Below are 15,574 nucleotides of genomic sequence, written 5' to 3'. Positions count from 1 at the left end.
TTAGCCTACCTTTCGCTCTGTATTTTCCGTATAAGGTTCGCCTGATTTTGGCGGCTTCCCAATCATCACCCCTGTGAGCGTCTGGTTCATGTGGATACCATTGAGCTGCTCGCCATAAGTGTTAAAACCAATGAGACGAAAACGGGCAAACATGGCTTTGGCTTTATCGCGCATCTGCGCCTGTTCGATCTCCAACCGCCGCAAGAAACAGTCACAACCTAAGGTCATTTCAAGCTCGCCAATGCGCGCTTCAATCGCGCTCAGTTTGGTTTGTGTATCGGCAAACAGATCGCCCGGTCGCATCGCGGTGACCACAATGCCGTCGTCCACCGCACAATAGAAATCGAGGCTCAGATCTTCATTCACTTTCTGGATCGAGCGGACGTAATACTGATCGCCAATCAACACCGCCAGCGGGTGCAAGGCATAGATCTCGGGGCGCAGATCTTCCAGAGCGATCCCCACTTCCCTTGCGTATACCTCTGCAGCCGGTTCGGCATTAAATTCATACACGCGACGCGCCGTGCAATCGGCTTCGGTTACCACCAGCTTACTGTCGAGGCTTTCAATATGGTGAGTGGTGAACACTTCAAAGGGGCAATGGGTGTTGAACATCACCACAATGGCAGATTCAGTATGAAACGCCCCTTCACTGTAAACATGAGTATTGGCAAGGTTGATGTCATCGCCTGCCGAGCCACCAAAATGCGGCAAACGACCCAGCGCGGTATCGAGCGTGACCAAAAAGCGCTCTTCGTTGGGCGAGAGGCCATCAATTAACGTCAGTACGAAAGTATTGCTGCTGATCGGCGCTTTTTGATCGTGCTGGCAAGCTTCAATGAGCGAGCTGACACAAAGCTGCGCCGCATGAAGATCAAACTCTTCTAACGGCACGCGCATCCCAGACACTTTAAAATCTCGGCGTGAAAAGCCCAGCGCACTGATACTGCTTTTGGCATACCCCGACTCGGTAATTTCCCCCGCCGACGTGCAGCCCATCACCTCGCAATGCGAGAACACATGGTTCATCTCTTTGCCCAGCGCCTCCAAATCGTAAGCCGAGGAGCAAAAGAACAGCACAAAGCCAATCTCTTCGTTATCAAGCTGAAGGGCGAGCTCATGCGCCGCCTTGGTCGCATCAAGCTGATAAGTCGCTGCACTGAATATTGCCTGTTTCTGCACTGACGATTGCTGCACTGATGGTTGAAGCGCTGCCATGTCGGCCTCCTAGTCGCGTTCAGAATTGAATCACGATCAAATTAGGTGTCTCGATACCCGAGTAACCTCGAGATACAAGGTATACATCACTTATTAGTTTACGCGTTGTATTGGTATTGAAACCTCATACTTACGAAGGATATTTACAATTTTGCAAACTGTGCGAGTCAAAAATTTCAAGAATGTGACAGGTCATGGGTCACAAATGGAATCAGGGTCTCTACACTAAAAGACAGGCGTATCGTTGCCTATGACGTGACGATGGCTTCGCTTTTTTTAACCTGCAGAATCTGGCGTTTTAAACTTGCAGATACACAGTTGTAAGCCCTATCGGGAAGATGGTGGTGCGACTACTTGAAGGGATTGTGTTATGTACAAATTTCTCGTTGCTGACGATCATCCTCTCTTTCGTGATGCGCTGATCTCGGTGATCCGCGGGCGCTATGAAGAGTGTGAGATCCTTCAGTCAGAAGATATCGAACGCACGCTGGTGCTGGCGGATGAGCATTCTGAGCTGGATCTTATCTTGCTTGATCTCAACATGCCTGGCATGGCCGGCCTTAAAGGTTTGCTCGAGCTTCGCAATCAACACCCCACCATCCCTATCGCGATTATTTCAGCGGAAACCAACAAACAAATTATCTTGCAGACCATTGCGTATGGTGCCGTAGGTTTCATCGCCAAAAGCGCCTCTCGCGAGAAAATGCGCGAGGCCTTCGAGCAAATCCTTGATGGCCATGTGTATTTACCGGCTGACATCATTCGCGCAGAGAGCGATAAAGACGGCTCTCCGCGTCGCAAAGACGACCCGCAGTTTTCTCCTGAAATGCTCCACACCCTGACGCGCCGCCAATTGTTGGTATTAAAATCGATGGCACAAGGCTCCGCCAACAAGCAAATCGCTTACGAGCTGAGTATTTCCGAAACCACGGTTAAATCTCACGTGTCAGCGATCTTAAAGAAATTGGGCGTGCACAATCGGATCCAAGCGGTTGTTGGCGTCACCAATATCGACTTTGATAGCTACCTCAAACGGTGATCTATCGGCAAGGCGCTCTGATCACCGGACGAACCCGCTTCAATGCAACGTTGGGTGCTTTAACGCATAAAGCACTTTGGTTGCCAGTTGGGCGAGATTTGTTGGGGTCACCACAGAAAAGTCCAGCGCGACGCTTCGCCCTACTGTGTTAAGCAAAGCCCGATGAAATCGGGCATGAGATTTGTTGTAACGCGCCGATACCAGACCTAATCCACCGCGGCATGCTTGTTCAAAACCAATTTCACCTAAGGGTAAAGAAAGGGTTTCAAACGCATTTAGCAGCGCAATGAAACTGACACTCGGATCGCTATCGGCCACGGTATCAAAGGTCAATTCGTAGCTCATTAAATCCAGCGATACCGCAACGCTGTAACAACGCCCACCTAATCGACGCTTTTGCACCAATGAGGATGCCATTACCGCTTGCCCAAGCGCTGCCATGGCGCCTGCTTCGGTCGTATGAGGGAAAGACAACGTCACATGCATCGCCGTCTCGTCATCTCGGTGACTGGCCATGATAGCCCCTGTGCGAACCACAGGAACACTGCCCGCACAGCAAAACACAATGCCTTGCGGCGTATGCTGCCACTCGCCATCGACGGCACTGATCTCATCTGCACTCAGTGTTTGATGCCAGAAATGGCGCAGTGCGACGACGTCTCTTTCAGGCAAATCCACGGTATAGCCCAGCACCAACGCATTGGCACAATGCCACTCCCTCATCGAGCCAAGCATGGGCTTACCTTTCATCCATGCCCATCTGAGCGTGCGCTGCTGACAAAGCACAAGCCAGCGTTCCAAGCTGCTACGCGTTTCTGCATCACGCACATTGCTGCGACACAAAATCGCCATGCGAGTCAGCGGCGGGCAAGGAGAAAGCCATTCGCCATGACGATGCGGTGTATTCTCTTTTAGGTCTTGTTGCAGCAAAGAATCGCAGACGTCTGCTTGTAAACACGATGGTGCAAATGGGGTTTCTGAAAATTCGTGATACAAACGCTGCAACCCATTCCCCCATCGATTCACCATGTTTCTGCCCTGTTGCAGCGTGAAACAACCGGTTTTCCACATCGCACGACGTGAAGAAAGACGAATGCAGCAATCATCAATATGACGTTCAAGGGCATGCTTGTCACATTGCGCCGACACGCAACATCGCAGCGCGGGCACAGGTTGAAAATCACTGGTCAACGGCAGCAGTTCCGCCCCTAAGGCTTTCAACTGTTTCTGGCTCTTAAGCGCATTCAGCGTCGGATATAGCGCCGCCGCCCAATGTGAAGAAAACGGCAAGGTTTCAATTCGATCGCCGTCTTTCTCAAGTGGAATGTCCGCGAATATATTCGGGATTTCCATTGATACTGGCAAAGGCTCTCCCACATTGTTAAGCGCTTTGGACATTTGCCGCCATAACGCCACCATCGGCCAAGAACCTGAGGTCAGTAGCAGCATGTTGTCAGGACGATAATAATGGCTGTGATAGCGACGAAGCATGCCGATGTCTAATTGAGGAATGGTATCGGGCATCCCACCATAAAGCGCCGCTCGCAGGTCACTATTCACCGCTTGCACCGTAGACGCTCGAAAGCTTTGATGACGCATGTATTCGCCAATTTCACGATACATCGCGCCGTCGTACCCACTGTCATGCTGACGAACGATTTCCTGATCAAAATCTTCTTGCGTCAGCTGCGGCGACAAAATGCTGTCCGCAAAAAAGCCTATGCCGCGCAGTACTGAATTCGGGTCATACCCTGACAGGTGAAAACGGGTGGTCTCTTTTTGGGTGCTGGCATTGAATTCGAGCAAAGCCAGCTCACTGCGAAGGGAAAGAAAGGTTTCGGGTTCGGGATAGCGCATGGAACCACGCAACACCATGTGTTCTAACGCATGGGTGATCCCACTGTCATCATTAACGGGCGTGGGGAGAACAATCGCCGCACTTAAGCGTGATTCTTCCGACGAGGCATGATGCCAGTGCAGCGCTCCACTCACATGGCGATAACCCACCCACCCTGTTTCCAATTGCTGCTCGTTGGGCGGCAACAATAGCCAATCCGGCGCGGCAGGATGTGATTTCGCCATAGACTTCCCTCATCAAGATGCTCAAGGTTTGACAGACAAAATCAGTTGGCTATTTTTAATGGTTCTCGCCAATGCTGTGCTGTGACAGCCTTGATTTGCCTTTGCCACCGCCTCTTCGATCACATGGTGATCGGGAGACTTGCTGCAAACTGGATCGGCTTTGGCAGGGTCCCCTGTCAGCAACATCGCCTGACATCGACAACCACCAAAATCCTTTTCCTTCTCATTACAGCTTCGGCAAGGTTCCTGCATCCAGTCAAATCCGCGGAAGTGATTAAAGCTTTCTGAGTCATGCCAAATGTGCGAAAGCGAGTGATCTTTCACGTTTGGATGAGGTAAATCGAGCATAGCCGCGCTGTGGCACGGCAGAGCCAAACCATCCGGGGCAATGTTCATGAATATGTTCCCCCAGCCACTCATACAAGGCTTGGGGCGGCTCTCGTGATAATCCGGCGTGACGAAAATAAACTTGGGTCCGACCCCTTGTTGCGTGTCACGCAGTGCGTTTACTTGGGCTTCAGCTTGTTCGATTTGAGTGCGTGAGGGCAGCAAGGCATCGCGATTGTGCAGCGCCCAGCCATAGTATTGGGAGGTCGCCAGTTCAACAAAATCTGCGTTGAGTTCAATCGCCAACGCCATAATGGCTTCAATCGACTCGATATTTTGCCTTGTGATCACCACGTTCATCACCATAGGAAAGCCGTGTGCCTTCACGGAATTGAACATGGCTTTTTTGTGGGCGAAAGCATGACGTTTGCCTGCAATGGCATCACTCAGATCGGGATCGGCAGATTGAAAACTGATCTGAATATGATCCAACCCTGCCATCTTCAGCGCCTCAATGCGTTTTTCGTTGAGGCCAACGGCTGAGGTAATGAGGTTGGTGTAATAACCTAACTGATGGGCATGCGCGACCAGCAATTCGAGATCTTTGCGCAGCAAAGGCTCGCCACCGGAGAACCCAAGTTGCACCGCCCCCAGCTCGCGCCCTTGATCTAAAACGCGATACCACTCTTCGGTGGAAAGCTCATCAGCGGCGTCACCAAGATTCAGCGGGTTAGAACAATACGCGCAGTGAAGCGGACAGCGATAGGTCAGCTCTGCCAATAGCCAAAGCGGGGGATTAACAGTTCTCGAGCCATTTTTTGTCACAAGCGACCTCCACAAACTCATTCACATCTTGCGCCAGATCCACGCCGGGAAACTTTTCTTCCAGCTGCGCAATCACCTCCAAGACAGAGCGTGGCAAATCAAACTGCGTCAAAATTTCTGCGGCACTGTCGCTCAATTTCACCATACCCTCAGGAAACAGCAGCACATAGCAGTCTTGAGCTTTTTCAAACTGCATACGAAACATGGCATTTCGCTGGTACTTCGGATCATCACTCACGTGCTGTCACTCCTTGATGTTAGGTCGTCTTCGGCTTTTACGAACGCTTTGTTTATGAACAATCCCGCTATTATCTGCTTAGCTCTTATCTGCTCCGATCCGCTTAGCTATGAACGATCCAGTGCATGATGCCAAACAGGTTTATCGGTAATGCCCGTATAAGGCGGTCGTTCAAATTCATACGCCATGCTGATGGCATCGAGCAAAGACCACAGAATATCAAGCTTAAACTGGAGGATATTCAGCGCCTTGCCTTGCTGTTCTGCGGTTTGAAAATGATCAAGCGTGATGGATAAGCCATGCGCCACATCGCGACGTGCCTGACTCAAACGCTGACGAAAATAAGTCAGCCCCTCGGGATCAATCCACGCATAATGGGTAGGCCAAGAATCCAATCGTGATTGATGAATTTCCGGTGCAAACAACTCGGTCAGTGAAGAGCAGGCGGCTTCTTGCCATGTTGCTCGACGCGCAAAATTGACATAGGCATCCACGGCAAAACGCACACCCGGTAGCACCCATTTCTCATCAATCACATCTTGGCGATCCAAGCCGACAGATTCAGCCAGTCGTAACCACGCTTCAATGCCGCCCCATTCGCAATCTAAGCTCGGATGACCATCATGATCGAGAATACGCTGTACCCATTCGCGTCGAATATCAGGGTCGCGGCAATTGGCCATAATGGCGGCATCTTTAATAGGAATGGAGGTTTGATAATAAAAACGGTTCGCCACCCAAGCGCGAATTTGCGCTTTGGTGCAATTGCCGCTGTACATGGCTTTATGAAAAGGATGATGAATATGGTAGTACTGCCCTTTACTGAGCAGTGCTTCCTGAAATGCTTCTCGGCTCATCGCTGTTGTCATGGCAGTGTTCGTCATCATCCCTCCTTGGGGTCGCATACTGCGTGGCGAGTTTCTGGTGTTTTAACGCCTAAACGGTAATTTCCATGCCATCAAATGCGATGTCGACACCGGCATCCAACACCGCTTGATGCTCGCTAGAATCAGGGTCGAGAATAGGGTTCGTGTTGTTAATATGGATCAACACTTTGCGCGGCTTCTCGTATTCAGCAAGCAGCGCCAACATGCCGTTCTCACCGGACACAGATAAGTGTCCCATGTCGCTGCCAAGGGATTCCCCTAGCCCTTCACGGATCATTTCATCATCCGTCCACAAGGTGCCATCTATCATCACGCAATCGGCATCGGCTAGCGCTGAAAGCACAGCTGGATCATCTTTCACCCCTAACCCCGGCGCATAGAACAACGATTTCCCGCTGCGTGTATCGGTTATTTTTAGACCGATGTTGTCACCGGGACGCGGTCGATTACGAAAAGGAGAAAATGGCGGTGCATTCGACGTTAACGTGATCGGGGTAAAACGTAACGCAGGCACCGCCGGAATATGCCAGCCATCAGCAGATTGCGCATCGATCGTGTGGGTTCGATAACCGCCTTCCCAATGTTTCATCATCGACAAAATGGGATAGCTAGAGCTGAGTTCTTGTTCCACTTCCGGTGTGCAGTACAAATCGAGCGGTAAGCCTTCACGCAAGATGAGTAGCCCTGTTGTGTGATCAATTTGCGCATCCGTCACGATCACCGCGCGAATGGCTGACCCCCTTGAACCGTCGGCTTTGGCAAGCTGCGGCGTGGCATTAATTTGCTGGCGAATATCGGGCGATGCGTTAATCACTACCCAGTTTTCACCGTCATCACTGACAGCAATGGAAGATTGCGTGCGAGGCAAGGCGCGGCTGGTGCCGTTACGCACCGACTGACACATACGGCAATGACAATTCCATTGAGGAAAACCGCCTCCTGCGGCAGAACCCAGAACCACAATCTGCATCAACGCACTCCTTTGCTGTCTGTATTTTATTATCAGTATTTTTCGAACCGTCTTTTACGAACGCTTTACGAACATAAAAAAAGGGATGCATCCCGAAGGCGGCATCCCATTTCGACTCTCTCAACGATTGCTGATATAGAGGGTGACTTCAAAGCCGAGTCGTAGTTCTGTGTAACTAGGTTTTTTCCACATAGTGCTTACTCCTTGTACCAGATACTCAAGTGACAAAAATACTCGCCACCGTTTCTAGCCTAATAAGAAGTCCTAAAACTACCAATCCTACTTTGTGATGATTTCTCTCGTACGAGACACAATAGACTTTTGCCTAATCAGGGAAAGCCAATACTGACTACCCTCTCACCACTAATAAATATGTGGTGAAACAACCACTACCACGCTTTCATCTGATGACTGAGTCGCCCTTTTCGATTTTCGGTTCTTACCGTATTTGTTTGCCACGCAGCGATTTTCATCACTGATGATCGCCACGCACTCTAAACACTGCACACACTCGTTGTAATCAATGCTGCCGTCTTTGTGGATGGCATTGATACCGCAATTTTTTTCACATAGACGACATGGGCTACCACATTCGCTGCGACGATTCAGCCAACTGAAAAGCCGAAAACGTCCCAATACCGCCAACCCCGCTCCGAGTGGGCAAAGGTAGCGACAATAGGCTTTGTGAACGCGCGCGCTGATCAGCAGCAGAGCCAAGGCATAAATCACGAAAGGCAGGCTGCGATCAAACACCAAGGTGACGGCCGTTTTGAACGGTTCGACCTCTGCCATGGTTTCGGCCAGCGACAAACGGTTAAACGCCATACCCACCAGCAACACGAAAACGAAGTATTTGAGATAAATCAGGCGCTGATGCCACGCCTCGTTGATTTTCCATTGCCGAACACGATACTTTTCTGCCACTGCGGCGATAAGTTCCTGCATGGCACCAAACGGGCAAAGCCAACCGCAGAACAGCCCTCGCCCCCATAAAAACAGGCTAATAAACACATACGTCCACAGCACAAACAAAATGGGATCGAGTAAGAACACCCGAATATCAAAGCCATTCCAGAGTGATAGCAACAAGGTGTAGATATTCACCACCGACAACTGCCCTTGGGCATAAAAGCCAATGAAGCCAATCACAAACACCAAAGAAACCAGACGCGCAGGCGTCAAATAACGATTGAACCGCGCTAGCCGACGCTGAAACACAAACACGCCCGTGAGCAGCACCAAATACATCACCATCACCGCGATCTCCGCTTGCCTGTCAATCCAAATTCGTTGCCAAAGCGGCAAGGGTTTTTCTGCTGGCGGCACTGCCACCAACAAGGTCGACGGCAATGCATATAGGCTTTCGACAAACACATGCTCAGATTCCAAATGGTTTTTCACCAGTTGCACTGTCATGCCAACCGACAGCGGCACGGCGGGATCAAACCCGCTCTGATCGGAGAACGTGAAGATATTGAGCCGCTCAAACGGCGCAAGTGGCAAAGCAAAGTCGGCTTGTTGGAGATGAAACAAATCCGCATCACGCAGCGCCAACGGGCTACCTTGCTGACGCAGTGAAAAACGAGCGGGCGTGGTGCCGCGAACAAAATCGTCCGCCACAAAATGATAGCCTCCGCGTGATCCCACCAGCAACGCGATTTCACCGGGCGCGAGCGTGTTCATCACGCGCTGGTATTCCGTTTCACCGAGCAGGTTTTTTCCAACCATTGGCGGATTTAACACCGCCAACGTGAGATCGATAAACGACCTATTGTCGGGTTGGTCCGAATCGCGCGCATCGGCAAGGCGCGAGGCATTGACCCCCAACGCGGCGGCAGCCTCTTCCTCGCTCAGTTGCCAGTGATAGAGGTAGTTGTCATCGTTCAATGCGCTCAGTGATTTGGGCGAAAAGGTGTCGGTATTCAATTTGGTTTGCACTGACGAACCAAAGCCTGTCAGCCGTGCCTGCGCCACTTTTCTCGCCGCCGAAATAATGGTGTCATGCACCACCATCACCGACACCGTCGCTTTGGTCACGCCATCAAAATAGACAATGTCATCACTGGCGATACGCTGTTGCGCGCTGCCGACTAACACTTGTTGTTTGAGTGATAAACCACCGTACTGATTAATAAAATCCACCAGCGGCTTTTCACCCAGACCGTGAAGAAAAATAGGCTCATGATGACCGAGTAAGGCAATGCCAAGAATGCGCCCGTCGGTGTCGAGGCCAACACGCAGATTAATGCTGTCACCAGAAAAGCCGGGGAAATCGGTCAGATCATCCGTTTCAAATAGAAAACCAAGGGGCTGATCGAGTTGATAGATTTCAGTGACCGGTAACGTGTCACTGGACGCTTTCATCCGTGTGGCGCTAGGAAATATTGCCTGTGCCTCCTCACTCACTTCCCGCCAAGATTCAGCAGAAACCAAGAAAGGCAGCAAGATTAAAAGCAGCCATAGAAACAGGGCACTACGCCATCGCATGACAAACCTGCTCATAAAAAAGCGGGGCATCATGCCCCGCAAAAGCGATTGTGTCAGGCAGCGCGGGGAGGTCGCAACTGCCTTCAACGAGCGGACAAGGACTAGAAAAAACCTAACGGATTGATGTCGTAGCTCACCAGTAAGTTTTTGGTTTGCTGGTAATGATTGAGCATCATTTTGTGATTCTCGCGGCCAATACCTGACTTTTTGTAACCGCCGAATGCGGCGTGTGCAGGATAAAGGTGGTAGCAGTTGGTCCACACACGTCCCGCTTGAATAGCACGGCCCATGCGATATGCGCGGTTAACATCACGCGTCCAAAGCCCTGCACCCAGACCGTATTCCGTGTCATTGGCGAGCGCTAACGCTTCAGCTTCATCTTTGAAGGTGGTAACGGCAATCACTGGACCAAAAATCTCTTCTTGGAACACACGCATGGTGTTGTCGCCTTTGAAGATCGTTGGTTGCACGTAGTAACCGCCGTTCAGATCTGTCGAGTGACCGCCCATAAGGACTTCAGCACCTTCGGCACGGCCGATGTCCATGTAACCCATGATCTTCTCGAACTGCTCATTGGATGCCTGCGCGCCCACTTGCGTTTCAGTGTCGAGTGGGTTGCCATGTTTAATGGCTTTGGTGCGCTCAATGACCTTGGCGATAAACGCATCGTAGATACTTTCTTGAACCAGTACGCGAGATGGACAAGTACACACTTCGCCTTGGTTAAAGAACGCCAGCACGCAGCCTTCAACCGCTTTGCTGATGAATTCATCTTCTTGCTGCATCACATCTTCAAAGAAGATATTCGGTGATTTCCCACCCAGCTCAACCGTTGAAGGGATCAGGTTGTCAGCCGCGCAGCGCAGCACGTGGTTACCAATGGCCGTCGAACCTGTGAACGCAATTTTCGCAATACGGGTTGACGTTGCCAGAGCCTGACCGGCTTCTGGGCCCATGCCGTTAATCACGTTTAAAACGCCTGGTGGGATCAGATCGCCAATGATTTCCATCAACAACAAGATAGTGGTTGGCGTTTGCTCCGCGGGTTTAAGAACGATGCAGTTACCAGCAGCCAGTGCTGGCGCCAGCTTCCATGCCGCCATCAACAGCGGGAAATTCCATGGGATGATTTGCCCTACAACACCGAGAGGTTCATGAATGTGGTAGGCCACGGTATTGGCATCGATTTCAGCCGCAGACCCCTCTTGCGACCTAATCGCGCCGGCGAAGTAGCGGAAATGATCGACACAAAGCGGGAGGTCAGCGGCAAGGGTCTCACGAACAGCCTTGCCGTTTTCCCACGATTCCGCCACGGCCAAGTATTCGATGTTGGCTTCGATGCGATCGGCAATTTTGAGCAAGATGTTTGAACGCTCTGTGGCAGATGTAGCCCCCCAAGTCGCTTTGGCTTGGTGAGCGGCGTCGAGCGCCAGCTCAACGTCTTCTGCGGTTGAGCGAGGGATTTCAGCGATGGAATCACCTGTGCAAGGCGAGGTGTCGGTGAAATACTGCCCTTTGATTGGCGGAACCCAGTCACCGCCGATGTAGTTAGCATAACGCGCCTTAAAATTAACGACGGCTCCGTCGGTATTCGGTTTTGCGTAAATCATTGTCCACCCCTGTGTTTGGCGATTTTCCCTGTGTCGTCCCTAACATGTCTTAGTAAAACCAAATATCTATTTAAGGAGTTGGTCAATTCAGAACAGTGTCAGGCGTTATGGTTAGAGTATGAAACTCTCACAGGATCTCTCCATCGCCCCATGGTCGGCAAAATCTCATACTTTGGAGGGAGATGAGACCGGGAGCGAGGGCTAGGCCACAGATTTACGCGCTTAACGATGAGTATTATTCGCTCCGCACATCTCTGTCTGTCCCGATTTCAATAACGGCAACACGTTGCACGACGAATACCTGTTATCACTGCGTTCATGGCGATCATCAGACAAGAAAATGCCGAGCATCCGCTCGGCATTGTGGTTTTCATCCAGTGAGTTCAACGTGAAGGTTTAGCGCTTCGGCAGCTTAAAAGTCCACACCATGCCACCTTGGTTGAAGTCCTTCACGCGCTTGGCAACGTCGCCCCCCCAAAGTGGCACTGCACCGCCCCAGCCAGACAAGACAGAGATGTATTGCTCACCGTCCATGTCCCATGTCACCGGGCTACCCACGATGCCAGAGCCAGTATTGAACTTGTAAAGCAGCTCGCCCGTCTTGTCATCAAAGGCCATCAGATAGCCTTCTGGGTTACCGGTGAATATCAGTCCACCCGCGGTCGTCAACACGCCACCCCACAAGGGCGCGTAGTTTTTGTATTCCCAGACACGCTCACCGGTTTTCGGATCGTAAGCACGCAACACACCGATGTAATCTTCATTTAGCGCTTTAATGGTAAAACCCGCACCGAGGTAAGCGGCCCCTTTTTTGTAGGCAACAGGTTCATTCCAAATGTCCATTTGCCATTCATTAGCAGGCACGTAGAACAAACCCGTTTTCGCGCTATATGCCATCGGCATCCAGTTTTTACCGCCAAGGAAGGACGGCGCGGAAGTCACGGTGTTGCCCTGCTTGCCGTCTTTAATTTCGGTTGGATCGCCTGGGCGGTTCTCTGACACAAACATTGGACGACCTTTGTCATCCAAGCCTTTTGCCCAGCTGATTTTGTCCACAAACGGGAAGCCACGAATGAATTCACCGTTGGTGCGATTCAACACATAAAAGAAACCGTTACGGTCGGCAGTCGCGGCAGCTTTCACCGGCTTGCCGTTTTCGGTGTAATCAAACGAAATCAGCTCGTTGACCCCATCAAAATCCCAGCCATCGTGCGGCGTGGTTTGAAAGTGCCAAACAATTTTGCCGTCATCGGGATCGATCGCGAGGCGAGAAGAGGAAAAGAGGTTATCGCCCGGACGCATGTGGGAGTTCCATGGCGCGGGGTTACCCGTACCAAAAAACAGTAAATCCGTGTCGGCATCATACGTGCCACCTAACCAAGGTGCAGCGCCGCCACTTTTCCACAGATCCGCAGGCCAGGTTTGACCCGGCTTACCGCCAGAAATACCGCTCTCCACTTTCTTACCGTCTTTCCACACGTAACCCATGTGGCCTTCAACAGTTGGGCGCTCCCACACCAAGGCACCGGTTTTGGCGTCGTAAGCACGCACTTTACCGACGATGCCAAATTCACCACCAGAAACGCCAGTAATAACATTGCCTTTGACAATAATGGGTGCCGCAGTGATCGAGTAGCCGTCTTGGTAGTTATCCACGGTTTTTTTCCAGCGCACTTTGCCCGTTTTGGCATCTAACGCGACTAGCTTGGCGTCCAAGGTGCCGAAAATCACCAAATCGTCATACAAGGCAACGCCACGGTTAATCACGTCACAACACGGCATGATGCCATCCGGTAATCGTGCATCGTATTGCCAAAGCTCATCACCCGTTTTCACGTCAATGGCGTAAACGCGTGAATAAGAGCCCGTCACATACATGACGCCGTCTTTGACCATCGGCTGGCTTTCTTGACCGCGCTGCTTTTCACCGCCCAGCGAAAATGCCCATACCGGACGAATTTCTTGCACGGTTTCACGGTTGATGGATTCAAGCGGGCTGTAACGCTGCCCTCGAAGCCCAAGACCATAAGTCACTATATCCTCTGTGGTTTCCTGATCGGCGAGGATGTCTTCGTCCGTGACACCCGCATAAACCGGCGCGGCGGTCAAAGCGAGTGATAGCGCAGCATAAATGCCGCAGCGTTTAAATGACGTTGCTGTCATGGGAGTACCTCATTGTTGGCTGACTGCTTGGGTAAGCACGTCATGTCGTGATGTCATGCTAGCGCCACCCCGCCCAATCCCGCCGCATAGCGGCCTTGATTTGACAGGGAAAGCCGGCGCTAAACGTTAAAGGGGCACAGGCAAATAGCGATTCGGCAGTTGATAGCGAACGCCATACTTTTCGCCCCAGCGTAAGAAGTCGCCGTTTTCGATGTGTGCGACCACAATGTCTTCCAGTGCATAAGCCAACTGACGGTAGTTTGTGTGCACTGCGATACCGAGCTCCCACTCGGCGCGGCCAAGTAAAGGGAACGCAAGTTCAGTGAGTTTCTGGGTGGGAGCGGCGTCTGGCGACGCGTTTTTCTTTGATGTGTCTGACGAGAATTCGTCGTTCTGTGATGTGTTTTTCACTTTCTGTGATGCGGGGTAATAAGCTTGCTGATGAAGCCATTGGAGCTGTGAGCTCATCCCCATCACCATGGCGACATCGCCGCGTGTCAGCGCCGAAAAAGCCTCGGTTACCGAAGGGAAGGTACGGCTGTTATCGCGAAAACGCCCGCCGTATGCTGTGGTCAAATAAAACTGAGGCACGGTGTCGACTTCGACCCCGACAGGGTGATACATAAAACGTGCCGCGGTTTGCGGTGTATCGAGCTTGTCCCCGTCATATGCCAGTAACCAGCGCTCACTGTGGTAGGGCGCAAACATGTGGACCAACTCATGAGCGGGCAAGCCGAGATCGTCGCGCTGCATGGCGAATGCTCTGTCGTAAGGCACTCGCAACATGACGTCAGCTTTCACACGCTGGCCATCGTCGCTGGACAGGTTCATCCCCTTCCAAAGGTAATTGCGCATGTCATCTTCAACGGTTTCATCAGGTGTCATCCAGTGAAGATTTAGCTCGACGCCTAGCCCTTTTGCCAACGCATTTGCCAGCTCAACATCCATCCCCGCAGGGTTGCCATTTTCGTCCATAAACGAATACGGCGGGAAGTTGCTATACACGGCAATGCCTATCACTCCTCGCGATTGAATATCGTCGTAAGACAGCGCATTTGAAGGCCCTACTTGCAGCATCCATGTCGCAAGCAGTATCGAGAAAATAGGGCGAAACCTTGTTGAGATAAGCGGCAAAATTCGAGTCATCACAGCGCCTCCCGTTAACCGTTTTCCGGCGCCACGGATTCAAGCCAAGTACGAATTGCCCACAGCGCTTCTTGGTTGAGGTGCTCCGTCATCTTCGGCATGTACACCGCGCCATTACGCACCGCGCCGTTTTTCACGCGATAGATGTACCACTCATCCCCATCATAGTCGGGAGACAAGATGCGAAGATCCGGCGCAATACCGCCTGAAATGCCTTCAAGACCGTGGCAGCGTGCGCAGTTTTGGTTATACGCCGACGCGCCAATACGCTCGACTTCCACCCTGACATTGCCAGACAAATCGCGATAAGGGTTGGTGTCGGTCCAATCAGCCCCCAGCACCGGAATGGATGTGGTGTCGATAGATTGCGGGGTGACATTGCCATGAGCAAAAACAAGCGGTGAACTGAGTGTCGCGACAAGTGCGACAGCGGTGACTAAGCAGATATTGCGTTCAACCTTTTCCATGTTGCGCGAGCTCCTTTTTCAATCAATGCGGGGAACGTTTAAGCAGTACAGGGAGAAGTGTAGGAGCGTCAATGTATTGAGAACATGCTACAAAAGCGGGGTTATTCCTCATTCT

13 protein-coding genes are annotated in these 15,574 nt (G+C 51.5%); 1 reads left to right on the top strand and 12 read right to left on the bottom strand.

What is annotated here, in order from left to right; translation table 11 throughout:
- Positions 1-1,218, bottom strand: coding sequence for a nitric oxide-sensing protein NosP (gene nosP / locus AC3CIC_RS01385; protein WP_488515163.1), 1,218 nt, complete (start codon positions 1,216-1,218; stop codon positions 1-3).
- Positions 1,219-1,588: 370 nt separating this feature from the next.
- On the opposite strand from nosP, the gene AC3CIC_RS01380 reads away from it, so the two are divergent.
- On the top strand, positions 1,589-2,257 hold the full coding sequence (locus AC3CIC_RS01380) for a response regulator (protein ID WP_488515162.1): 669 nt from the start codon (positions 1,589-1,591) through the stop codon (positions 2,255-2,257).
- Positions 2,258-2,296: 39 nt separating this feature from the next.
- Here the strand turns inward: AC3CIC_RS01380 and AC3CIC_RS01375 are convergent, their stop codons facing one another.
- The 11 genes from AC3CIC_RS01375 to pedF form a co-directional block, all read right to left on the bottom strand.
- Entirely contained in the window at positions 2,297-4,339 is a 2,043-nt protein-coding gene (locus AC3CIC_RS01375; protein WP_488515161.1) for an insulinase family protein, read from the bottom strand.
- 21 nt (positions 4,340-4,360) lie between these two features.
- On the bottom strand, positions 4,361-5,491 hold the full coding sequence (pqqE, locus tag AC3CIC_RS01370) for a pyrroloquinoline quinone biosynthesis protein PqqE (protein WP_488515160.1): 1,131 nt from the start codon (positions 5,489-5,491) through the stop codon (positions 4,361-4,363).
- A complete protein-coding gene (gene pqqD / locus AC3CIC_RS01365) occupies positions 5,463-5,729 on the bottom strand; it encodes a pyrroloquinoline quinone biosynthesis peptide chaperone PqqD (RefSeq protein WP_488515159.1) in 267 nt (88 codons plus the stop codon). The genes pqqE and pqqD overlap by 29 nt, the downstream gene beginning before the upstream one ends.
- A 107-nt stretch (positions 5,730-5,836) precedes the next feature.
- Entirely contained in the window at positions 5,837-6,613 is a 777-nt protein-coding gene (gene pqqC, locus AC3CIC_RS01360) for a pyrroloquinoline-quinone synthase PqqC (protein WP_488515860.1), read from the bottom strand.
- A gap of 52 nt (positions 6,614-6,665) precedes the next feature.
- A complete protein-coding gene (gene pqqB, locus AC3CIC_RS01355; RefSeq protein WP_488515158.1) occupies positions 6,666-7,586 on the bottom strand; it encodes a pyrroloquinoline quinone biosynthesis protein PqqB in 921 nt (306 codons plus the stop codon).
- A 120-nt stretch (positions 7,587-7,706) separates the two neighbouring features.
- Entirely contained in the window at positions 7,707-7,778 is a 72-nt protein-coding gene (gene pqqA, locus AC3CIC_RS01350; protein ID WP_081796241.1) for a pyrroloquinoline quinone precursor peptide PqqA, read from the bottom strand.
- 171 nt (positions 7,779-7,949) lie between these two features.
- Positions 7,950-10,073, bottom strand: coding sequence for a 4Fe-4S binding protein (locus AC3CIC_RS01345; RefSeq protein WP_488515157.1), 2,124 nt, complete (start codon positions 10,071-10,073; stop codon positions 7,950-7,952).
- Positions 10,074-10,174: 101 nt separating this feature from the next.
- Positions 10,175-11,683, bottom strand: a complete 1,509-nt coding sequence (gene exaC, locus AC3CIC_RS01340; protein ID WP_016959079.1) for an acetaldehyde dehydrogenase ExaC — start codon at positions 11,681-11,683, stop codon at positions 10,175-10,177.
- A 396-nt stretch (positions 11,684-12,079) separates the two neighbouring features.
- Complete coding sequence (locus AC3CIC_RS01335; protein WP_488515156.1) at positions 12,080-13,846, bottom strand: PQQ-dependent methanol/ethanol family dehydrogenase; 1,767 nt, start codon at positions 13,844-13,846, stop codon at positions 12,080-12,082.
- A gap of 126 nt (positions 13,847-13,972) precedes the next feature.
- Positions 13,973-14,992 carry a substrate-binding periplasmic protein gene (locus tag AC3CIC_RS01330; RefSeq protein WP_488515859.1) on the bottom strand — a complete coding sequence of 340 codons (1,020 nt, stop codon included), beginning with the start codon at positions 14,990-14,992 and terminating at the stop codon, positions 13,973-13,975.
- A 14-nt stretch (positions 14,993-15,006) separates the two neighbouring features.
- Complete coding sequence (gene pedF, locus AC3CIC_RS01325; RefSeq protein ID WP_016959082.1) at positions 15,007-15,459, bottom strand: cytochrome c-550 PedF; 453 nt, start codon at positions 15,457-15,459, stop codon at positions 15,007-15,009.
- Positions 15,460-15,574 lie beyond the last annotated feature (115 nt).

The organism is Enterovibrio sp. QJM3NY_24 (assembly GCF_057786035.1).
This window is presented reverse-complemented; position numbering and strand designations above follow the sequence as displayed.